Annotated in this window: 25 protein-coding genes; 20 read left to right on the top strand and 5 right to left on the bottom strand. The window is 38.0% G+C overall.

Annotated features, from left to right (window positions below; translation table 11 throughout):
- The coding region (locus AC1DOS_RS09450; protein WP_477537287.1) for a glutamate ligase domain-containing protein at positions 1-684 on the top strand (684 nt) is incomplete at its 5' end.
- Here AC1DOS_RS09450 and AC1DOS_RS09445 read toward each other — a convergent pair.
- Entirely contained in the window at positions 655-1,143 is a 489-nt protein-coding gene (locus AC1DOS_RS09445) for a PaaI family thioesterase (RefSeq protein ID WP_108584490.1), read from the bottom strand. The two genes, AC1DOS_RS09450 and AC1DOS_RS09445, sit on opposite strands and share 30 nt — an antisense overlap.
- A gap of 89 nt (positions 1,144-1,232) precedes the next feature.
- Here AC1DOS_RS09445 and AC1DOS_RS09440 point away from each other — a divergent pair, with 89 nt between their 5' ends.
- Positions 1,233-1,688, top strand: a complete 456-nt coding sequence (locus AC1DOS_RS09440; protein ID WP_108584769.1) for a YlbF/YmcA family competence regulator — start codon at positions 1,233-1,235, stop codon at positions 1,686-1,688.
- 163 nt (positions 1,689-1,851) lie between these two features.
- Here AC1DOS_RS09440 and AC1DOS_RS09435 read toward each other — a convergent pair whose 3' ends face one another.
- Complete coding sequence (locus tag AC1DOS_RS09435) at positions 1,852-2,760, bottom strand: glycerophosphodiester phosphodiesterase family protein (RefSeq protein ID WP_108584492.1); 909 nt, start codon at positions 2,758-2,760, stop codon at positions 1,852-1,854.
- A 130-nt stretch (positions 2,761-2,890) separates the two neighbouring features.
- On the opposite strand from AC1DOS_RS09435, the gene AC1DOS_RS09430 reads away from it, so the two are divergent.
- Positions 2,891-3,163, top strand: coding sequence for a YlbG family protein (locus AC1DOS_RS09430; protein ID WP_108584494.1), 273 nt, complete (start codon positions 2,891-2,893; stop codon positions 3,161-3,163).
- A 1-nt stretch (position 3,164) separates the two neighbouring features.
- Here AC1DOS_RS09430 and AC1DOS_RS09425 read toward each other — a convergent pair whose 3' ends face one another.
- On the bottom strand, positions 3,165-3,554 hold the full coding sequence (locus AC1DOS_RS09425) for a DUF7147 family protein (protein ID WP_108584495.1): 390 nt from the start codon (positions 3,552-3,554) through the stop codon (positions 3,165-3,167).
- 114 nt (positions 3,555-3,668) lie between these two features.
- On the opposite strand from AC1DOS_RS09425, the gene rsmD reads away from it, so the two are divergent.
- A complete protein-coding gene (gene rsmD, locus AC1DOS_RS09420; RefSeq protein ID WP_477537286.1) occupies positions 3,669-4,238 on the top strand; it encodes a 16S rRNA (guanine(966)-N(2))-methyltransferase RsmD in 570 nt (189 codons plus the stop codon).
- Positions 4,231-4,716 carry a pantetheine-phosphate adenylyltransferase gene (coaD, locus tag AC1DOS_RS09415; protein WP_108584498.1) on the top strand — a complete coding sequence of 162 codons (486 nt, stop codon included), beginning with the start codon at positions 4,231-4,233 and terminating at the stop codon, positions 4,714-4,716. The genes rsmD and coaD overlap by 8 nt, the downstream gene beginning before the upstream one ends.
- Positions 4,717-5,038: 322 nt before the next feature.
- Here coaD and AC1DOS_RS09410 read toward each other — a convergent pair whose 3' ends face one another.
- Positions 5,039-5,890 (bottom strand): hypothetical protein, encoded by an 852-nt coding sequence (locus tag AC1DOS_RS09410; protein WP_477537285.1) that lies wholly within the window; start codon positions 5,888-5,890, stop codon positions 5,039-5,041.
- A gap of 139 nt (positions 5,891-6,029) precedes the next feature.
- Between AC1DOS_RS09410 and AC1DOS_RS09405 the strand changes: the two genes are divergently transcribed.
- Positions 6,030-7,082 carry a SepM family pheromone-processing serine protease gene (locus tag AC1DOS_RS09405; RefSeq protein ID WP_477537284.1) on the top strand — a complete coding sequence of 351 codons (1,053 nt, stop codon included), beginning with the start codon at positions 6,030-6,032 and terminating at the stop codon, positions 7,080-7,082.
- On the opposite strand, the gene AC1DOS_RS09400 is transcribed toward AC1DOS_RS09405, so the two are convergent.
- Positions 7,079-8,290: a nucleotidyltransferase gene (locus AC1DOS_RS09400; protein ID WP_477537283.1), complete on the bottom strand. Its 1,212-nt coding sequence runs from the start codon at positions 8,288-8,290 to the stop codon at positions 7,079-7,081. The two genes, AC1DOS_RS09405 and AC1DOS_RS09400, sit on opposite strands and share 4 nt — an antisense overlap.
- A 123-nt stretch (positions 8,291-8,413) precedes the next feature.
- Between AC1DOS_RS09400 and AC1DOS_RS09395 the strand changes: the two genes are divergently transcribed.
- The 14 genes from AC1DOS_RS09395 to AC1DOS_RS09330 form a co-directional block, all read left to right on the top strand.
- A complete protein-coding gene (locus AC1DOS_RS09395) occupies positions 8,414-8,944 on the top strand; it encodes a YceD family protein (RefSeq protein ID WP_108584504.1) in 531 nt (176 codons plus the stop codon).
- A 23-nt stretch (positions 8,945-8,967) separates the two neighbouring features.
- Complete coding sequence (gene rpmF / locus AC1DOS_RS09390; RefSeq protein WP_024535098.1) at positions 8,968-9,144, top strand: 50S ribosomal protein L32; 177 nt, start codon at positions 8,968-8,970, stop codon at positions 9,142-9,144.
- A gap of 86 nt (positions 9,145-9,230) precedes the next feature.
- Positions 9,231-9,992: an enoyl-CoA hydratase/isomerase family protein gene (locus AC1DOS_RS09385; protein ID WP_477537282.1), complete on the top strand. Its 762-nt coding sequence runs from the start codon at positions 9,231-9,233 to the stop codon at positions 9,990-9,992.
- Between the two features lie 55 nt (positions 9,993-10,047).
- On the top strand, positions 10,048-10,428 hold the full coding sequence (locus AC1DOS_RS09380) for a transcriptional regulator (protein ID WP_024535096.1): 381 nt from the start codon (positions 10,048-10,050) through the stop codon (positions 10,426-10,428).
- Between the two features lie 172 nt (positions 10,429-10,600).
- Positions 10,601-11,959: an acetyl-CoA carboxylase biotin carboxylase subunit gene (locus AC1DOS_RS09375; RefSeq protein WP_477537281.1), complete on the top strand. Its 1,359-nt coding sequence runs from the start codon at positions 10,601-10,603 to the stop codon at positions 11,957-11,959.
- Positions 11,956-12,168, top strand: coding sequence for an acetyl-CoA carboxylase biotin carboxyl carrier protein subunit (locus AC1DOS_RS09370; protein ID WP_024535094.1), 213 nt, complete (start codon positions 11,956-11,958; stop codon positions 12,166-12,168). Before AC1DOS_RS09375 ends, AC1DOS_RS09370 begins: the two co-directional genes overlap by 4 nt.
- A 43-nt stretch (positions 12,169-12,211) precedes the next feature.
- On the top strand, positions 12,212-13,753 hold the full coding sequence (locus AC1DOS_RS09365) for an acyl-CoA carboxylase subunit beta (protein ID WP_477537280.1): 1,542 nt from the start codon (positions 12,212-12,214) through the stop codon (positions 13,751-13,753).
- 294 nt (positions 13,754-14,047) lie between these two features.
- On the top strand, positions 14,048-14,947 hold the full coding sequence (locus AC1DOS_RS09360; protein ID WP_477537288.1) for a ketopantoate reductase family protein: 900 nt from the start codon (positions 14,048-14,050) through the stop codon (positions 14,945-14,947).
- Positions 14,940-15,329 carry a DUF3397 family protein gene (locus tag AC1DOS_RS09355; protein WP_477537279.1) on the top strand — a complete coding sequence of 130 codons (390 nt, stop codon included), beginning with the start codon at positions 14,940-14,942 and terminating at the stop codon, positions 15,327-15,329. Before AC1DOS_RS09360 ends, AC1DOS_RS09355 begins: the two co-directional genes overlap by 8 nt.
- A gap of 84 nt (positions 15,330-15,413) precedes the next feature.
- Complete coding sequence (bshC, locus tag AC1DOS_RS09350) at positions 15,414-17,030, top strand: bacillithiol biosynthesis cysteine-adding enzyme BshC (RefSeq protein WP_477537278.1); 1,617 nt, start codon at positions 15,414-15,416, stop codon at positions 17,028-17,030.
- Between the two features lie 176 nt (positions 17,031-17,206).
- A complete protein-coding gene (gene mraZ, locus AC1DOS_RS09345; protein ID WP_108584515.1) occupies positions 17,207-17,638 on the top strand; it encodes a division/cell wall cluster transcriptional repressor MraZ in 432 nt (143 codons plus the stop codon).
- A 189-nt stretch (positions 17,639-17,827) separates the two neighbouring features.
- On the top strand, positions 17,828-18,778 hold the full coding sequence (rsmH, locus tag AC1DOS_RS09340; RefSeq protein ID WP_108584517.1) for a 16S rRNA (cytosine(1402)-N(4))-methyltransferase RsmH: 951 nt from the start codon (positions 17,828-17,830) through the stop codon (positions 18,776-18,778).
- On the top strand, positions 18,779-19,147 hold the full coding sequence (gene ftsL / locus AC1DOS_RS09335) for a cell division protein FtsL (RefSeq protein ID WP_108584518.1): 369 nt from the start codon (positions 18,779-18,781) through the stop codon (positions 19,145-19,147).
- A 35-nt stretch (positions 19,148-19,182) separates the two neighbouring features.
- The coding region (locus AC1DOS_RS09330) for a peptidoglycan D,D-transpeptidase FtsI family protein (RefSeq protein ID WP_477537277.1) at positions 19,183-20,270 on the top strand (1,088 nt) is incomplete at its 3' end.

The following is a 20,270-nucleotide window of genomic DNA, read 5'->3' as shown; positions in this document are numbered from 1 at the left end:
CACCTGATCTTAGAAGAACTAAAACCATTATCCATGACTTTAAAGTTGAATGATCGAGATAGAGAGTATTTATTTGAAGTAGGATTTAGCGGGGTCTATAATATTTCAAATATTGCAGCAGCTATTGCGACTGTGCACCAAATGGATATACCGATGTCCTCAATTACACCACTCCTCCCACGCCTAACTTTACCTGCAGGTAGATTCCAGTACATTATTAAAGAGCCTTTCCAAGTGGTCATTGATTATGCTCATACCCCTGAAGCTTTGAAACACGTTCTATCTTCAGCTGCACAAATAACGGCAGGAAATTTACTTGTAATATTTGGTTGTGGTGGGGATCGTGATCAATCTAAGCGAAGTGAAATGGGAGATATCGCTGCTGTATACGCAAAATATTTGTGGGTTACATCGGATAATCCTCGTTCAGAAGATCCCTTGAAAATCTGTCAACAAGTCATAAAAAATTTACCTGTTTCTAACAATATTCATATCGAAATTGATCGAGCGTCCGCTATAGAACAAGCGCTTCGCAGTTTAAAACCTGGCGATTTATTATGTATTGCTGGAAAAGGACATGAGTCTACGCAGCACATCGGTAACCAAGTGTTGCCATTTTCAGACGAGCAAACCGTTAGAAAAATTTTTTCGTCATTATCTACTTCGCTGAATAACGAAAAATGAACCTGTACCAATGGCTAATAGTTTCCCTTGATCATCTGTAACTTCCCCAGTAGCTACAATGGTTTGGCGACCTTTGTGAGAAATGGTAGCATGAGCATGTAAATGCCCTTCAGTAGCAGTTGCTAAATAAGTGACAGATAAGTTCGTAGTTACAGCAGCACGATCTTCAGGTAGTGAATTATTTGCTAAGACACCCATAGCGGTATCTAATAAAACCCCTATAATGCCTCCATGTGGGATACTAAGATTGTTATGAATAAGAGGTGTGATTGGAATAGAAACCTTGCAGAAATCGTCTGTTAAGCTTCTTTCCATATGAAGTCCAGCACTTAAATAAGTGGACTTTTCTCCTCTTTGTTTCTTCTCGAAGCCATCCATCCAATTCGATAAAATAGATAAATCTTCCTCTGTGGAATTGCTGATAATCTGTTGAAACTGCGTAACTAATAATTCTTTCATAATTTTCTCCTAACTTTTAGCAAATGCATGTCTTTTAATTTCAGTAGTCAATCTGTTATGATAAATACAGATTGGGGGAATGGCCGATGATGATGATGACATCAGAATGGGCATCCATTATGGATGAAGGAGATAGTTTGACACAAATGATCTTATCCTCCGAGCTAGCTGAACAATTCAAAGAAGCTTATTTTGCCGTTTACACAGACGATTTGTTAAAGAGACAAATTGCTTCGTTTACACAGCTTAAAGAACACTATGAAGATGTTCAACGCTTTGGAAAATATCATCCAGACTATCAGCACGTGATGAAGTCAATTCGTGTACAAAAACGCGCACTTGATATGAACGAACGTGTCGCAACGTTAAAACTAGCTGAAAACGAATTGCAAGATTTGTTAGATCAAGTCAGCTTAATTATAGGTAAAACCGTATCTGATTCAGTCAAGGTACCTGTTAGCAATCCATTCTTCGCTGCTGCATCAGATTCTTCATGTAGCACTGGAAGTTGTGGTACAGGTGGATCTTGTGGATGTTCAGCTTAAAATAAATGCATGTGCCATTTTAAGCTCGCATTGCAGATCGCTTGTAAAGCAGGTGCGAGCTAGCTTCATACAAAGTTCTTGTTATTGAAGTATGTAAGTTGCACGTTCAATATATTCTCTTCCATAGAAAAAGGATGTGCGAGTAATGTGCACATCCTTTTTCTTATGCGTGTTTTTCAGCCAATAAAGTAACCGCTAAATCAGGTCGGTCAGTTATGATGCCTTTTGCACCTGCAAGAAATAGTCGTTCCATTGTGTGTGAATCATTTATTGTCCAGTAGTGAACGGGTACATTTAAGTTACTTAAGAATTTAATGAAACCTTCACCATCAAGTGGGAAAACACCCGATTTTACAGGAATTTGAATCACGTCCGCACGAGGGTGATACAAATGACCAAACTGGCTAGTATAAGCAGTGTATGCTTTACGAACTTCGTTTTCACCGGCCCCTAAAGCCACCGTGTTTTGTGCATATAAGTTAAAGCGATCGATTTGTTCGTCATAGAAACTTGTAACAACCACCAGGTTTTGCGCATTCAATTCTTCAATTAATCGCCACAATTTTGAAGGGATTAAACTACCTTCATACGTGTCAGGAGAATCCTTCATATCAATATTAATCAACATTTGTGGGAACTCTTCAAATAACTCACGGAGCGTAATAAAGGTTTCTCCTTTACCACGATACTCATATTCTTGTTGAGTATTAATAAATTGATAGCCTAAGTCGTAAGTCTTTAGTTCCGAGAGTGTCATATCAGATACACGTCCAGAACCATTAGTCGTACGGTCAATAAACTCATCATGGAATACAATAATCTCTTCATCTTTAGTTAAACGAATATCAATTTCAAATCCGTGAACACCCAGTTCAGCGGCTTTTTTAAATGCAATCATAGAGTTTTCAGGAGCAATTTGAGAACCACCGCGATGAGCTAATATTATCGGTTGTCCATATTGAAGAGCTTCCTTATCTAGTCGTTTTTGAGGTTTTGAGATGGCTTTTGAGCCTGCCCAGGCGGCAGCACCAGCTGCTGCAATTGCAAATGCTACTTTCGTTTTCTTTCCCATGCCTAATTCCTCCTCAAGCAAACTTGCTTTTATCATTATAAAGGATATTGTACCAAACTGACAGCTTCAAGCGGTTGCGAACGTTTTCTTTCGTATGGTATTCTTTTAAGTAAGAAAAGAGGGAACTCGCATGAATGACCGACAAGGGCTAATTGTATATGTACATCATTTAAAACAAGCGAAATCGCTGAGAAAATATGGCCATGTTCAATATATTTCTCGAAAACTTAAGTATGTCGTTATGTATTGCGACCTCGATCAAATTGAAGCGATTTCAACAAAGTTACAAAAGCTTCCTTTTGTTAAAGAAGTCAGTCCATCTTACCGTCCTTTTGTTAAAACTGAATATGAAAATTCTAAACCAGATAAAGCGAAAGAATACGACTATAAAACTGGCTTATAAGTTACCTTAGAGGCGGCAATATATGATGCAATCTGAGTAAACCAGTTAGGTATTGATGATACAAAGCTGGTTCTGCAAAATAAGATGAATGCTTAACTTCAAGACGGTGTGGGGAGTAATTTCTTTCCTGCAACGTCTTTTCAATTAATAGGATTCGCTTACTTGTTTTTTCATCAGAGTACTCAATGCCTTCTCGACAATAATAGATGGGCATAAAATTCCCTTCACTTGCTGGTTTTAATACTAAAGCGACACTCAATTTTTTGACGTCCTTCAATACAGATGTGAAAATACATACATGGTGAAAACGATCTTCGTTAGTTTTCAGCAATTCCAACCATTCATAAATATCGCTATAACCTTCTCCGAGTTCAATAAAACGTTGAATCATACGAGAATGACACATCCTTTCTATTGCATCTTATCATGGCTGTTGCCATGAAGCATACGCAAAAGTAAGACATGACTATATAAATAACTGATGAAATAGTCAAGGAGGAACTTCATGAGAGTAATATCTGGAACACACAAAGGACTTCCATTGAAAGCGGTGCCAGGCTCAGGCACGAGACCAACAACCGATAAAGTGAAAGAATCGATTTTCAATATGATTGGTCCTTATTTTGAAGGTGGACTAGCCGTGGACTTGTTTGCAGGAAGCGGTGGACTTGGCATCGAAGCCCTCAGTAGAGGAATTGACACATGTATTTTTATTGAAAAAGATCCACGAGCAGTTCCAACTATTTATGAAAATTTAAAGAAATGCAAACTAGAAGATCAAGCGGAAGTATATAAAGCTGATGCTACTAGAGCTATAAAAGCACTCGAAAAGAGGCAAGCTAAGGTAGATTTATTATTCCTCGACCCACCTTATGAAAAAGTCGGCTATTATGAATTGATTAATCAATTCGTCGAGAAAAATTTGCTAACGGACCATGCCATCATTTTATGTGAACACGAAAAAGGAGTAGACCTTCAAGACGAGTATGGAGCGTTTACACTGTCTAGAAAAGAACTTTATGGTAGTACAATCATTTCGATTTATCGACAGGAAGAAGGACAAAGTCATGACTAAGATTGCAGTAGTGCCAGGGAGTTTTGATCCCGTTACATTTGGTCACCTAGATATCATTAAACGTGGTGCATCTGTATTTGATGAAATCCATGTAGTCGTGTTAAATAATTCGTCAAAAAAACCTTTATTTACGGTGGAAGAACGTATGGCTTTAATTAGCGAAGTAACGTCAACGTTACCGAATGTTCATGTTGACTCTTTTTCTGGTTTGCTTGTCGACTATGCTAATAAAGTGAATGCTCACGCAATCGTTCGTGGATTAAGGGCCGTGTCAGATTTTGAATATGAAATGCAAATCACTTCGATGAACAGAGTACTTGATGAAAAAATCGAAACATTCTTTATCATGACGAATAATCAATATTCTTTTCTTAGTTCGAGCATCGTAAAAGAAGTGGCCAAATATGGTGGGAATATTTCCGAACTTGTGCCTAAACAAGTGGAAGCAGCCTTAAAAATGAAATTTGGTTTCGAATAAATTTTACGACGTTACCTTATGTAGGAAAAAGATGGCGATGTGACAAAGTCACACCGCCATCTTTTTTCATGTAATCTACCGATGTTCCGCAGGATGTAGCCACACTCTTTATTGTCGCAACTATCCAATGCCCTCCTAATTCACAAAAGGAAATACCTGATTCGCTTTTTCACGAGTCAGGTATCTGTTGAAAACCAACTATTCTTTGTTCTATGGCTCAGCATAGGACCGAAAGGTGACTTGAAACTTTTGTCGTTCGTGTACGTCTAAAACTATGGCAAAAGAATATAAGATAGACTCATAGAAAAGTATGGGCACTTTCTTATAGAAAAAGATAACAACTGACTACAAATAAAAGAAAATGAATAGAACGATAAAAAATATAGGGTCTTAACGAAAGTTTGGCTGATTTCGCCAACACCATGATTTGCATATGTATACTCAAGCCATTGAAGGAGAGAATGCTCACAACTAAAAGAGGAAAGAACGTTTCCATCTTAAACAATTGATGAGCTATTTCTAAACCAGCAGTCATTTCAAAAAACGAATAGATAAAGACAGATACTTGATGAGGAACTCCATCAAAAATCACCTTAATAATTTGCCTAATGACCGTACTTATAGTCGTGAAGAAAACAACTGTAGTTGCGACCAATAGTAGAATAGAGGCTGTTTGATTAATGCCTTCGCTTAATGGTGATGTGACGGGTTTGACAATGTGATCATTTTTAACAATTTTTGGCATGGGCACGAATACATGTAGAAACACTAGAAACACGAGATTGATACTATGTAGAATAAGCAAAAGAATAATACCTGAATTGACAGATGAAAGAAACTGGCTACCAACAACTCCTACAACAAACATGGGGCTAGGAGCATGACAGATACCTAGTAAGTGGCTCGCATGTTTTTTACTGATCATACTTGATTGTGAAAGTGTTGATATTGTGGCAGCACCAGTTGGGAACCCCCCAAATGCACCAATTGCATAGATTTTAATACTATTGCTGACATGGGACTGCCATTTGTTTTTCTTGTACAGTTCATACAAGAGCCATTGAGAGACGACTAGATAAGGCAATAAATAAGGTAACAATCGCTTTAAAAAGACTTCAAGTCCTAACTGTGCTCCTTGATGGGCAATACCCGGCATAAAAATAAACAATGTCATGAGAAACCAGCAAATGAATAAAATAGTCTTGTGTAGCATGCGGAATTTCCTCGTTTCAACCGTTTTGTCAGAAGTAAAGTGAAAGTGCTACACTATATATATGCAGAAAGAACGCTTGTCATCATGGAGGTGGATAAACATGTTTAAGAAAAGTACAATTGGCTTTCTCTTAGTCTGTATTTTATTGATTAGCGCAAGTTTTTATCCGGTCGATGCCTACATCACAAAACCTGGTGGGGCTTATCCACTAGAACCACTCGTAAGTGTCCAAGGTGGAGACGAAGATGATAAGGGAGCAATGAGTTTAATGACTATCGCATTATCAAAAGCGACGCCATTAACTTATGCATGGGCTAAAGTTTCGGATTATCAAAAAATACTGGAAACTAATCAGGTGAGAAATCCTGATGAAGATGATAAAGAATATAATATTCGCCAACTACATCTCATGTCACAGTCACAGTTCAATGCTATACAAGTAGCATTTGAAAAAGCAGGGAAGCCTTATGAAATTACAACAAAAGGCGTGTTTATTTTAAATGTATTACCTGGTGGAGCAGCTGACGGATTGCTTGAAGCTGGAGATCGAATTATTAAGATAGATGAAGTGGCAAGTGATAATCAACAAAGTTTGGTTGACTATTTGGGAGAAAAAGCTATAGGTGATGTCATTACCTTACAAGTAGAGCGTGAAGGCAAAATCGAGTCAATTGAAGTGGAATTAAAACCGATTCCAAGTGAAACCAGTCGTGCTGGTTTAGGTATTTCGTTTGCTGAAGATAAAGAAATTACCACGACACCAGAAGTAAACATTAARGCGGATGATATCGGGGGGCCTTCAGCAGGGTTGATGTTTACTTTAGAAATTCTGAATCAGCTAATGGATGAAGATTTAACAAAAGGTTATAATGTGGCAGGAACAGGTACGATGCAAGAAACCGGAGAAGTTGGACGGATTGGCGGAATTGATTTAAAAGTGATTGCTGCAAATGAAGCGGATATCGAGATTTTCTTTGCACCTGATGACGAGTTACCAGAGGAAGTTTTGAAAAATAATCCTTCCTTACGCTCAAATTATTTAGAAGCAAAAGAAGTGGCTGAAAAAATTGGCACGAAAATGAAAATCGTGCCAGTTAAAACAGTTGATGATGCATTAGCGTATTTAGAAGAAATGGAAGCGAAAAAGAATTAAATGATAATCGGTGTTTTGCGATAATCTAAACCAATGGGACGTTCTATTTTAGACGATTGAAGTCCTAATTGATATAAATCTGTTGCCTGAATATCTAAATCTAATAAAGAGTCTTTTGTTGCTGCAGCTCGACTTACGAGGGGCAACGAAAGGCTTTTTTTCTTTTGATTTAAATATTTTTGACCTTCGTGTGTCATGCCAAGTACACGTAAATAGGTCGGATTTGGATGTGATTTTAATGCATCCCAAGTAAAACCTGTATAAATATGTGTGAGCATGCGTTGAATGCGTGTCCAAGTGTATCGTTTAGATTTAACATGTGTCATGAATTCTTCAAATGTTTCGCTTTTAATGGCAGCTTCATAAATTAAATTCTCAATGCCTTCTGTCACTTCGGCATAAGAAGCGAGTTCTTTTAAAGAAGAACGAAGAATGGTAAATCGAAGGAGCGGCCAAAACTGTGGCCAGCTGCCAAACACACCGACCGACTCTTTCCATTTCAATAAAAGGTCAAGTGAAGTTTGTGGCATGAAATTTGCCAGTGCATCAATGGATCCTTCTTCGAAAATAGCTTTACGAATGCCAGTTGCGCTTGCTATTGATTGGCTTTCGTCAACCTCATCATGGTAATTAGCTATTATTCGTTGGATAGTAAAAGGCTTCATGCGTGCGTTTATTTGATTTGCTGCTTCTACATAATGATAACCAAGAATATTGTTTGGTTTTGATAAATCCACTAATTGTAAGTTGTTGTCTTTAGTAATCTCAGCGTAAGCTTGATTTAAAGACTTGGGATAACTAAATCCAAGTTTCATGTATTGTTTAATCAATTTTTGGTAATTCTGTTGTTGTGAAGTAATGACATCATATGTGTTAGTAAAGGGTTCAATTGTACCTTCTTCACTACCAAAACAAAAAGCATCACAACCAAGGGCTTCTAATAATGCAATAGACCCACGTGCAAAGTCGCTCGCTTGTGCTGTGGCAAATACATAAGGAAGTTCAATAACAAGGTCTACGCCAGCTTTTAAGGCCATTTCAGACCGTGTCCATTTATCTACAAGTGAAGGTTCACCACGTTGCAAAAAATTTCCGCTCATTACAGCGATAATAATATCTGCGGCTGTTTTATTACGGGATTCTTTGATATGATAGAAGTGTCCGTTATGAAACGGATTATGTTCGACGACTATACCAGTTGCTTTCAAGATTGTGACCCCCTTTCATATTATTTGATTATACTGGTCAAAATATGGAGTGACAAGAAATTATCTTGACATCTAAATTCCTGCATTATATAATCAACTTTGTTGTCTTGAGGTGATAAACGAATGAAATGGGCAATTCATCAACTATCTAAATATCGCCATGACGGGATGCCAATTGACGAAATGGTACAATTGGATGAAGTTATGACACGTAACCCGGACATCCGGAAAATCTCACCCGTTCATGTAAAAGGGCACTGCACATTTGGTGCAGCGCAAATGACTTGTCATTTTCAACTTACAGGCACCCTTACTTTACCATGTGCTCGCACGTGGGAAGATGTTGAGTATCCGTTTGATATTCAAACAGTTGAACATTTTAGTTGGTCAGAAGCACATAAGGAAGACGATGGTGATATTCATTTTGTAGAAGGCGATGTTATAAATGTCGACCCTGTACTCGAAGAATTAATTATTGTTGAAATCCCTATACAAGTGTTTAAGGAAGGTGCAGAGCATCAACCGATACCTGGCGGCAAAAATTGGTCGTACTTAACAGATGAGGAATTGGCTGCAAAAGAAGAAAATGAACCTAAAAAATCGGATCCTAGACTTGCTGATTTAGCAAAGTATTTTGATCAAACAGACGAATAACGATCTGTAAGGAGGTGCCACCAATGGCTGTACCGTTTAGAAAGACTTCTAAAACAGTAAAAAGAAAACGTCGTACGCATTTCAAATTATCTCTACCTGGAATGGTAGCTTGCCCAAACTGTGGTGAATCGAAATTGGCTCACCATGTTTGTAAATCATGCGGACATTACAAAGGGAAAGAAGTTGTAGCGAGCAAATAATTCAGTATTTGTTCATATTAAAGGCTATCAGAGAGACCATGGCTCTCTGATGGTCTTTTTCTCTATTTACTAGGAGGACAAAACATATGCCATTTACTATTAATCTTGAAGATCAAATAATAAGATTTACCATTAATCGACCACAAGTACGTAATGCAATTAATTTCGACATCATTGTGGGTTTCGAGAAACTAGTTTCAGCTGTACATAATGATTCAACCATAAAGTTTGTCGTCATCACGGGTGAAGGAGACGATGCGTTTTGTTCCGGAGGAGATTTATCTATATTCCACGGACTACATACGGCAAAAGATGCGTTCCCTATGCTTAACCGAATGGCGACAGTCTTATATAACATTGCAACGCTTCCTGTGCCTGTAATTGCGCTTGTAAATGGTCACGCAGTCGGTGGTGGCTGTGAAATCGCCACTGCTTGTGATTATCGTTTAGTGTCTTCCCGAGCTAAGTGCGGCTTTATACAAGGTTCTCTCGCCATCACAAGCGGATGGGGTGGAGGCACTTTTCTATTTGAGAAGCTACCAAGACAAGATATAGCTATGCAAATGTTGAGCCAAGCCAAACCTTTACCTGCGTCTACCATGCTAGATAACGGGTGGGCTTCGCAAGTATACGAAGATGACAAAGAACTAGCCTTACACACTTTTCTTGCAGAGATGAAACAAGTAGAAGCTACCGTACATCGTGCCTATAAACAAATGTTAATACGTAAATGGACGGGGCAAAATCTATTAGACCAAATAAGAGAAGAAGTACAAACTTGCTCTCTCCTTTGGGAAGCGGATGAGCATCATCTGGCAGTACAAAAATTCTTAACAAAACGAAAATAACTTCTATTCTTTTTCTTCGCGCATATAGTAGAAAAAAACGCGAGGTGAAGAAGATATGACTGAAGTGAAAAGAAAAGATCAATGGACTACTGAAGATGATCATAAATTAGCAACGACAGTATTGGAAATAGTGAAAAACGGAGGCACTCAAATTCATGCATTTGAAGTGGCTGCAGAAAAGCTATCCCGTACAAAACAGGCTTGCGGTTTTAGATGGAATAAAACATTGAGACATACGTATGGACAAGACTTAAATCATGCAAAACAAAAATATCAACACCCCATGCATACACATTTGAAACAAGCCATGTCTAGTTACGATGAACTGTTAGAAGCGCATAATAGACTCCAAAAAGAACATGCACAGTTGAAAACATTTGTTCAACAAATTCAGCGTGTATGCTCAGAAAGTCCATTATTGCATCAAAAAAATTAAGATAAAAATAGAGGCTGTTTCTTTCAAGATTATTTCTTAAAAGAGACGGCTTTTTTCTATGTTGTTTGTGAAGTTTGAATATTTCTTCATTCAAAGGTTGAAATCGTTTTCATTTTTCGTATAGACTATGAAGGATGGGGTTTCATGTTTAAACAACTTAGGGGGACAACATATGCGAAAAGTGTTAATTGCTAATAGGGGAGAAATTGCCCTTAGAATCATCGAAACATGTAAAAAGTTACATATTGAAACAGTGGCGATATATGCCGAAGCGGATGCTGAATTACCTTATGTAAAAAAAGCAGACACAGCATTTTTAATTGGTCCAAGCCAAGTACAACAATCTTACTTAAAAGCGGATGATATATTAGCTTTAGCGATGCGTGAAGGGGTTGACGCAATTCATCCGGGCTATGGTTTGTTGTCAGAAAATGCAGGTTTTGCAAGGAAGATTGAAGAGGCAGGAATGATCTTTATTGGTCCTCATCCAGAAACTATTGATAAAATGGGCGACAAGATTGGTTCTCGTCAGACGATGCAAGCGGCAGGCGTGCCAGTAGTGCCTGGAACAGATGAAGGTGTACATACAATTGAGGATGCTTTTCAAGAAGCACGGCGAATTGGATATCCAGTTATGCTCAAAGCCAGTAGTGGCGGGGGCGGCATCGGTATGATTCGTTGTGAGGATGAGCAAGCGCTCAGTCAGAACTTTGTTTCTGTAAAATCGCGTGCGAAAGCTTATTTCGGAGACGATGTCGTCTTTTTAGAGAAATACATTTCTGGTGGTCGTCATATCGAAGTTCAAATCTTCGGTGATACACATGGTAATATCGTACATCTGTATGAACGCAATTGTTCTGTTCAACGCAGAAACCAAAAGGTCATCGAAGAGTCACCTTCACCGAATTTCCCACAAGAGGCTCGAGAGCGTTTGTTAAAAGCAGCAGTAGATGCTGCTAAAGCAGTAAATTATCGCAATGCGGGTACAGTAGAATTTATTGTAGACGAAGATAATCAATTCTATTTCCTGGAAATGAATACAAGACTTCAAGTCGAGCATCCAGTGACAGAGGCAGTTACAGGATTTGATTTAGTAGAATGGCAACTACAGGTGGCTAAGGGTGAACCACTTCCAGTAATTAATCAATCGGATATTCACTCAACCGGTCACGCACTAGAGTTCCGAATTTATGCTGAAGATCCTAAAACGTTCTTCCCTTCACCTGGGAATATCAAAACGCTGCAATGGGGATTAACTGAAGGTATCCGAATCGATGCAGGTTACGAAGAAGGAAATAGCGTTACCCCTTTCTATGATCCAATGATTGCAAAAGTAATTGTTCAAGCGGACTCTCGACAAGAAGCAATTAACAAAGCACAAAAATTCTTTTCATCTGTTAGGATTGAAGGAGTTAAAACAAATGTAGCATTGTTCCAAGAATTTTTAGATGCAAAAGCATTCCAAGATGGCAGGTACACGACCGCGGTATTACCGCAATGGCTTGAACAACAAAAGGAGGAAATAAAATGAAACAAATTCAATCGACAATGGCAGGGACAGTATTTAATATCGTAGTACAAGTAGGTGAAGAAATCACAGCTGGGCAAACGGTTATGGTTTTGGAATCAATGAAAATGGAAATTCCAGTTGAAGCTGAAACTGCAGGTAAAGTTGCGAAAATTGAAGCTCAAATTGGTGATTTTGTAAATGAAGGCGATGTATTAGTAACATTTGAATAAAATCACTTGGGGTAAGTGAGATGAATCAAAGGGGGCAACTTAGATGACGGAGAAAACAACATATAACGAACGTTTAGAAGAAAAGCTAACAACTATTTTCGCTGGTGGTCATTCGAAATATCACGAAAAAATGAAAGAACAAAATAAATTATTTGTTCGAGATCGTTTATCCTTACTTTTTGATAATGGCGAGTATTTAGAAGATGGCCGATTTGCAAACTGTGAAGCAGGTGATCTACCAGCAGATGGTGTCGTAACAGCAACTGGAAAAGTTAATGGACAACAAGTATGTGTGATGGCAAATGATTCAACAGTAAAGGCAGGTTCATGGGGATCGCGTACTGTTGAAAAAATCATTCGCATTCAAGAGATTGCAGAGAAAAATCGAGTACCGATGCTTTATCTAGTCGATTCAGCAGGTGCACGTATTACCGATCAATTAGATATGTTCCCGAACCGACGTGGTGCAGGTAAGATATTCCACAACCAAGTGAGAATGTCTGGATTTGTTCCGCAAATCTGTTTACTATTCGGCCCATCTGCTGCTGGAGGAGCTTACATCCCTGCATTTTGTGATATCGTCATTATGGTTGAAGGAAATGCATCTATGTATTTAGGATCACCACGTATGGCTGAAAAAGTTATAGGTGAAAAAGTAACACTTGAAGAAATGGGTGGAGCTCGCATGCACTGTTCGATTAGTGGGTGTGGTGATGTATTAGTAACTACTGAACAAGAAGCAATTTCTGAAGCTCGCCGTTACTTAGCATACTTCCCAGCGAATTTCACTGAGATGCCGAAAGTGGTAGAACCGAAAGCTATTAAAGAAGGTCGTACTCTTGAAGCGATTATTCCAGAAAATCAAAATGCGCCATTTGATATGTATGAAGCAATCGATCAGTTAATTGATGAAGGTTCACTCTTTGATGTGAAGAAATTGTTTGCTCAGGAAATCATTACTTGTCTTGCACGAATTGAAGGACAAGCTGTCGGAATTATTGCGAACCAACCGAAAGTTAAAGGCGGAGTATTATTTATAGATTCTGCTGACAAAGCTACCAAATTCATTAATTTATGTGATGCTTTTGGTATTCCGTTACTATTCTTAGCTGATGTTCCTGGATTTATGATTGGAACAAAGGTCGAGCGAGCAGGAATCATTCGACATGGTGCAAAGTTAATCATGGCGATGAGTTCTGCAACTGTACCGAAAATTTCAGTCATCGTAAGAAAAGCTTATGGTGCCGGTTTATACGCAATGGCAGGTCCAGCGTTTGAGCCAGACGTTTGTATCGCATTACCAACTGCTCAAATTGCAGTAATGGGTCCAGAAGCAGCAGTAAATGCTGTGTTCTCGAACAAAATAGAAGCAATCGAAGATCCGAAAGAACGTTTGCAATTTGTTCAACAAAAACATCAAGAATACAAAGAAGAAATTGATATCTATAAATTAGCATCTGAATTGATCATTGATGAAATTGTTGCACCAAGTAATTTACGTGATGTATTRGCAATGCGTTATCGTGCTTATAGTACGAAACATATTTCACAACCACCTCGTAAACATCCAGTTTATCCAGTATAATCAATAGCAAGAGGAAGGTCTGCCGTACGTTGGTAGACCTTTTCATTTATAGGATGTTAAAAAGTTCGCTAAAAATAGCTTTGCATCTCTTCGTTGGCTTGCTTCTCCGCTCCTCACGTATTAAAAGCATACGCTCCGGTGCTCGAAGACTAAGCCGCATAAGGCCAACAGGAAGTTGGTCACTCAGGTGTTGCCGCAGGAAGTGGCGCTCTTAACCTGAGTTCCAAAAAAGGCTCTTTTTGTGCTCCTTTTTGAACTTATTTAAGATTTAAGGGAGTTGATTATGAATTGAACGTGGTCATTGTCGGTGCGGGTGCGATTGGATTGCTGATTGGCTCATTATTAAGTGAGGAAAAACATGAAATTACATACATAACACGGACGACTGAACAAGCGGAAAACCTAAGGAATCACGGAGTTACACTCGTCCATACCAATGGAGAAAAAGTTCGTTCGCATGTCTCCGCTTTTGCAGAATATAGGCAAGCCCCAACAGATGCATTGTGGATAATAGCTGTAAAGTATCATCATTTACATGACATAAAAGAAAATTTAATGTCACTACCACTGACTACGCCGATGTTATTTATTCAAAATGGAATTGCACATTTACAGTGGATTAATCAGTTGCAACATGAACAGATATATATTGCCACAATTGAGCACGGTGCAATTAAAGATAATGCGACCACCGTTATTCATAAAGGGATTGGATTAACGAAAATTGCTCCATACAAAAAAACGCCTAACACATATATGGATATGTCGATTTTTCAAACACCTAAATTTCAAATAGAAATGGTAGAAGACGCTTATGCTATCACATTGAGAAAAGCAGTATTAAACGCTTGTATAAATCCGATAACGACGATTCTACTTATTGAGAATGGGAAACTGATTTCAAATAAACAAGCCTTTCAATTAATGCACTCATTATTTCTGGAAATGCAAACGGCCTTTCCAGAAATCTCATCTATGTTAACCTTCGAAGATATAAAGGCACTTTGCGAAAAAACATCTTCAAACAAATCTTCCATGCTTCAAGATCGATTAAATCATCGTCAAAGTGAAATCGAACCAATAGTAGGAGAATTGTTAAATTTGGCAGCAGGGAGAGAAAAACAGTTGCCCCTTTTACGAACGCTTTATCAATTAGTGTTAGCTATTGATGAAAAAGGTGAGCAACATGAGTAACTTTTTTCAATTAATTATTAGTTTTCTTTTAGTTTTTCCTATTGCCATATTTATCGTGGTATTTATTGTTTCTCGAAAACTAAATAGAAAAACGACAAAAGCCTTTGGTCATGCAGCAGATGTAACGACATTGGTACTATTTTTTGCAGTTCCGATTGCGGTTCAATCCTTATTTAAAATCGAGACTGTTGGATTCTTGGTAGGTATGGCGTTATTCTTAAGCGTCATACTGACATTTCAAGAGTGGAAGTCTCAAAATGAAATCGAGTTAATTCCACTTATTAAAAAAATATGGAGATTTTTGTTTATAGTTTTAAGCGCAACATTCTTTATTGTGTGGTGTGTAGGTTTCGTCTTTAAAGTAATAGAATTTGTAAATTAAAGTCCGATAAGTCGTTTGTTTTTCCTGTCGTGCCACCAAATGATATACTCGATTTGTATTTACACGCAAAAGGGGTTTACCATGATGAAATTTGACCAAATTGAACAACCAAATAGTAGTCCTTTCCTAGTGGATTTTCATGCTCAAAAAAAAGAACTATTAACGTATTTTCATTATTTACCGAATAAAACTTCATATGAAAATCGAGCTTTATCATTGAAGTCGCATCAAGTAAACAGAGAGCAACTAACAGCTGTCGTTCGCGAATACATGACAAAATTCCCGAAAAATGATGCAGTAGATCTACACTTAGCTGAGTTGGAAAAAGACGCTCTAGTAGTTATTGGTGGTCAGCAAGCTGGCTTACTGACAGGACCACTTTATTCCGTACATAAAGCACTATCAATTATTTTATTAGCTAAACAACAACGACAAGCATTAGGAATTCCGGTCGTTCCAGTATTTTGGATTGCTGGAGAAGACCACGACTTAGATGAAATCAATTCAACATTTACGCCGAATTTGGGGAGATTACAAAAACATACGTACAATGATCGTCCAAATCGTAAACAAATGGCCTCTGAAACATCAGTAGAAGCTGAAAAATTACAATCTTTCATTCGGGATGTTTTTAAGCAGTTTACTGAAACAATTTATACAAAAGAATTGCTTCAAAAATGCCTGAACATGACACTTCATGTTTCTTCATACAGTCATTTCTTTGCAGTGATGATGCATGACTTTTTCTCGAATGAAGGATTGTTATTAATAGATGCCGCCTATAAACCACTTAGAGAATATGAATCAGCTTATTTTGTGAAGATGATTGAACATTCCAAAGAGATTGCAACACTCGTGGTTGAACAAGAAAGAGATTTTCAACTAGCGGGCTACGGTCAACCAATACAAGCCTCAGAAGATAGTGCGAATTTGTTTGTTGTTGAAAATGGAGAACGCTTTTTACTGAGGTACAACAACGGAGAATTTTTTAATGAAGCTGCAGGTCTTCGATTCTCTAAGCAACAATTGCTTGATATTGCGATTAAGCAACCCGAACGGTTAAGTAATAATGTGGTTACTCGTCCTCTTATGCAAGAAATGGTATTCCCAGTCTTGGCGTTTATTGGAGGTCCTGGGGAATTAGCATATTGGGCTGCATTTAAAACAATGTTCGAACATTTTGACATGGAACTACCAGTCATGGTGCCAAGATTGTCCATAACGATGGTGGACAAAAAGTCTGATCAATATTTAAATGAATTAGATTTACAAGTCGAGAGTGTTTTCAATGGAGAGCTACAGTCACGTAAACAAGATTTCATTAACGATATTAAAGATGATGATGCTGAAGAAATGATACTTGAAATTCAACAAACGTTAATCGAACAATATCAAAAATTAGAAAATCACTTATCTAATGCTGGACCGAAATTGAACCTTGTCACGAAGAAAAATTTAGAACACCATAACAAACAGTTCATGTACTTAAGTCGAAAAATAGAAGATACCAATTTATTACGCCATGATGTGACGATTCGAAAGTATAATCATATCGAAGGCACTCTTTTTCCTGAGTACACTTTACAAGAAAGATGGTTCAGTCCTTTATTATTTTTAAATGAAGTAGGTCCAACATTAATTGACGATCTATTATCACAACCATTTGAATTTAATGGCAAACATATAATCCTTACTTTTTAATGATCAAAGCCTTCTCATTTTTTGAGACGGCTTTTTTCTATGGAGGAAAAGGGCTTCAATCTGTTTCAACAAGTACTATTATCACATTTTTTGGTATTTCGTAATTTTTTTTTATAAACTGGTGGAGGAAAGTGGGGGGATGTGGTACATTTATGAGAATAAGTGGGGTGACTAGCATGTTCATGGGAGAATATCAACATAGCGTTGATGCGAAAGGCCGTCTTATTATACCGGCAAAATTTCGCGAGCACCTGGATGAGACATTTGTGATAACACGAGGTCTTGATAACTGCTTATTCGGCTATCCTATGAATGAATGGCGAAAACTCGAAGAAAAATTAAAAGCTCTACCTGTGACAAAAAAAGATGCTCGTGCTTTCACACGATTCTTCTTTTCTGGTGCGACTGAAGTTGAAATTGACAAACAAGGCCGTATAAACATTCCTAGTACATTATTGTCCCATGCAAAAGTTGAAAAGGAATGTATTGTTCTTGGCGTATCAAACCGTATTGAAATTTGGGCAAAAGATTCTTGGACATCTTATTTTGAAGAATCAGAGGACTCATTTAACGACTTGGCAGAAAATATGATCGGCTTTGATATATAAACGTTCGAAGGCTAACATCGCGACGTCCTACTCCTGCGGTTACTCGTCGCAAAATGCAGTACGAAGAAATTTTATCGCGACGCCTTCATGACCCACATCTTGTTGGGCTGAGCGCAAAAGCGCCACTATAGCTCGACGCAGGTGCTGGAATAGAAAAACATTATTGAATTTAAAAAGGAGGACGATTCAGTGTTCAACCATACAACAGTATTACTTCACGAAACAGTTGACGGATTGAACATTCGTCCAGATGGTATATATGTAGACTGTACCTTAGGTGGCGCAGGACATAGTGAGTATTTAGTTCAACAATTAAATGATCAGGGTAAGTTAATATGTTTTGACCAAGATACTACTGCTATTGAAAATGCGAAAATAAGGTTAGCAGACCATCTTCATAAAGTGACGTTTGTACATGCAAATTTCCGTGACATAAAAGCGAATTTACAAGAATTGGGAATAGATAGAGTTGATGGCATTCTTTACGATTTAGGAGTATCTTCCCCACAACTAGATACACCTGAACGAGGTTTTAGTTACAATCACGATGCACCATTAGATATGAGAATGGATATGACAGCCTCCTTATCAGCTTACGATGTTGTAAACGACTGGGAATTTAATGATTTAGTTCGAATTTTCTATCGTTATGGCGAAGAAAAGTTTTCTAAACAAATCGCACGCAAAATTGAAGAAGCTCGAAAAATTGCGCCCATAGAAACTACAGGGCAACTGGTTGAACTGATTAAAGAGGGAATTCCAGCACCTGCTAGAAGAAAAGGTGGTCATCCTGCAAAACGAGTATTCCAAGCAATACGAATTGCTGTAAATGATGAACTGGGAGCTGCCGAAGAATCACTACAAGATGCTTTAGAGCTACTTGCTGTTAATGGGCGTATTAGTGTTATTACATTCCATTCTTTAGAAGACCGAATAACCAAAACAATCTTTAAAGAAGCAGCATCATATCCAGAATTACCACCAAATTTACCTGTTATCCCAGAGGGCATGGAGCCACATTTCAAATTAGTTACACGCAAGCCAATTTTACCAAGTGAAGAAGAATTACTGCATAATAATCGCTCCAGATCAGCCAAACTTAGAATTGCCGAAAAAATAAAAGATGAGGGAAGTGTTTAAATGGCTATGCACGCTAGAACACAAACAAATTACATTAAGCAGCCTGTCGTTAATCCACAGCCTGCAGTCAACCCAACTATTAAACCAAATCGTAAAATTATTACAAAAGGTGAAAAGGTATTAATTGCTCTCTTCGTATCTGTCGTAGCATTGTTTAGCGTGATGATTCTACAAACACAAGCTAGTATTTATGCTGCAAACCAAGACATTCGATCAATTGAACAACAAATTGATGAAACCAAAAAACAAAATACGGATTTGTCCATTCAAGTAAGCGAACTCTCAAAGTATGAACGTGTTTGGGAAAAAGCAAAAGCATTAGGCTTGAAGCTGAACGAGCAAAATGTGAAGGTAGTACAGGGACAATGAAAAAGAAATTTCGATTTCAATGGGGAGCCTTTCTGATGTTTTTGTTATACGGAGGGCTCTTTTTTCTATTGTTGTCACGGATGATTTTTATCCAAGTCACGGGAGAAGCAGATGGGCAGGCACTTGCTGCAAAAGCTGCWGCTAAGTACGAAAGAGAACAAATTATAAATGCTAGTCGTGGAAAAATTTTAGACAAAAATGGGGAAGTCATCGCAGAAGATACATTAAGTTATCGTTTAGTTGCGGTGCTAAGTCCCGAAGCCACAGACAATGCAAAAAACCCGAAACATGTAAATGATGTAGAAAAAACTGCGACTGTTCTTGCACAATATATCCCATTATCTAAAGAGAAGTTAGTGGAACGCTTGTCAAAAGAAGGCGTTTATCAAGTAGAGTTTGGATCAGCAGGTCGCGACATTAGTCATGAAGTTATGACGAAAATAAAAAAACAAAAATTACCGGGTCTTGTTTTTGTACGAGATTGGAAACGTTTTTATCCAAATGGAACGTTTTCTTCGCACCTAATTGGATTTGCTGTAAAAGAAGAACAACCAGATGGAACGTTTCAAACTATAGGCAAAATGGGCCTTGAATCGATTTATAATAAACAATTAACAGGGAAAAACGGGAAAGTTCAATACGATGGTGATTTGTGGGGTTACTTGTTACCAAATTCTAAAGAAATGGTGACACCTGCTCAAGATGGATATCAAATTCACTTGACACTCGATAAAACGGTTCAAAACTTTCTTGAGGATGCCATGACTAGAGTAGAGAAAGAATACTCACCCACAAGTATGGTGGCAATGGTAGCCGATCCGAAAACAGGGGAAATTTTAGCTATGAGCCAACGTCCATCATTCGATCCAGAGACGCGAGAAGGACTTACGTCAAATTGGTTGAATGAAACGATTGAAAATACGATAGAGCCAGGTTCCACTATGAAAACATTTACAGTGGCAGCCGCAATGGAAGAAAAAAAATGGAACCCGAACGATTGGTACCAATCAGGTAAATATACCTTACTCGACACTACTATCCGAGATCATAACTTAAAAGGGTGGGGGAATATTACGTTTTTAGAAGGTTTCCAGAGATCTTCTAACGTGGCAATGGCTTATTT

The organism is Paenisporosarcina sp. P5_A11 (assembly GCF_056400705.1).
Note: the sequence above shows the minus strand (reverse complement) of the source record. Positions and strands in the feature narration are given on the sequence as shown.

Coding starts and splice junctions, on each gene's coding strand:
- ftsL (WP_108584518.1), top strand. CDS start 18,779: ATGGCTATGCACGCTAGAACACAAACAAATTACATTAAGCAGCCTGTC.
- AC1DOS_RS09380 (WP_024535096.1), top strand. CDS start 10,048: ATGACTGAAGTGAAAAGAAAAGATCAATGGACTACTGAAGATGATCAT.
- AC1DOS_RS09440 (WP_108584769.1), top strand. CDS start 1,233: ATGATGATGACATCAGAATGGGCATCCATTATGGATGAAGGAGATAGT.
- bshC (WP_477537278.1), top strand. CDS start 15,414: ATGAAATTTGACCAAATTGAACAACCAAATAGTAGTCCTTTCCTAGTG.
- AC1DOS_RS09395 (WP_108584504.1), top strand. CDS start 8,414: ATGAAATGGGCAATTCATCAACTATCTAAATATCGCCATGACGGGATG.
- AC1DOS_RS09355 (WP_477537279.1), top strand. CDS start 14,940: ATGAGTAACTTTTTTCAATTAATTATTAGTTTTCTTTTAGTTTTTCCT.
- AC1DOS_RS09375 (WP_477537281.1), top strand. CDS start 10,601: ATGCGAAAAGTGTTAATTGCTAATAGGGGAGAAATTGCCCTTAGAATC.
- AC1DOS_RS09385 (WP_477537282.1), top strand. CDS start 9,231: ATGCCATTTACTATTAATCTTGAAGATCAAATAATAAGATTTACCATT.
- rpmF (WP_024535098.1), top strand. CDS start 8,968: ATGGCTGTACCGTTTAGAAAGACTTCTAAAACAGTAAAAAGAAAACGT.
- AC1DOS_RS09410 (WP_477537285.1), bottom strand. CDS start 5,890: ATGACATTGTTTATTTTTATGCCGGGTATTGCCCATCAAGGAGCACAG.
- coaD (WP_108584498.1), top strand. CDS start 4,231: ATGACTAAGATTGCAGTAGTGCCAGGGAGTTTTGATCCCGTTACATTT.
- AC1DOS_RS09425 (WP_108584495.1), bottom strand. CDS start 3,554: ATGATTCAACGTTTTATTGAACTCGGAGAAGGTTATAGCGATATTTAT.
- mraZ (WP_108584515.1), top strand. CDS start 17,207: ATGTTCATGGGAGAATATCAACATAGCGTTGATGCGAAAGGCCGTCTT.
- AC1DOS_RS09430 (WP_108584494.1), top strand. CDS start 2,891: ATGAATGACCGACAAGGGCTAATTGTATATGTACATCATTTAAAACAA.
- AC1DOS_RS09370 (WP_024535094.1), top strand. CDS start 11,956: ATGAAACAAATTCAATCGACAATGGCAGGGACAGTATTTAATATCGTA.
- AC1DOS_RS09435 (WP_108584492.1), bottom strand. CDS start 2,760: ATGGGAAAGAAAACGAAAGTAGCATTTGCAATTGCAGCAGCTGGTGCT.
- rsmD (WP_477537286.1), top strand. CDS start 3,669: ATGAGAGTAATATCTGGAACACACAAAGGACTTCCATTGAAAGCGGTG.
- AC1DOS_RS09445 (WP_108584490.1), bottom strand. CDS start 1,143: ATGAAAGAATTATTAGTTACGCAGTTTCAACAGATTATCAGCAATTCC.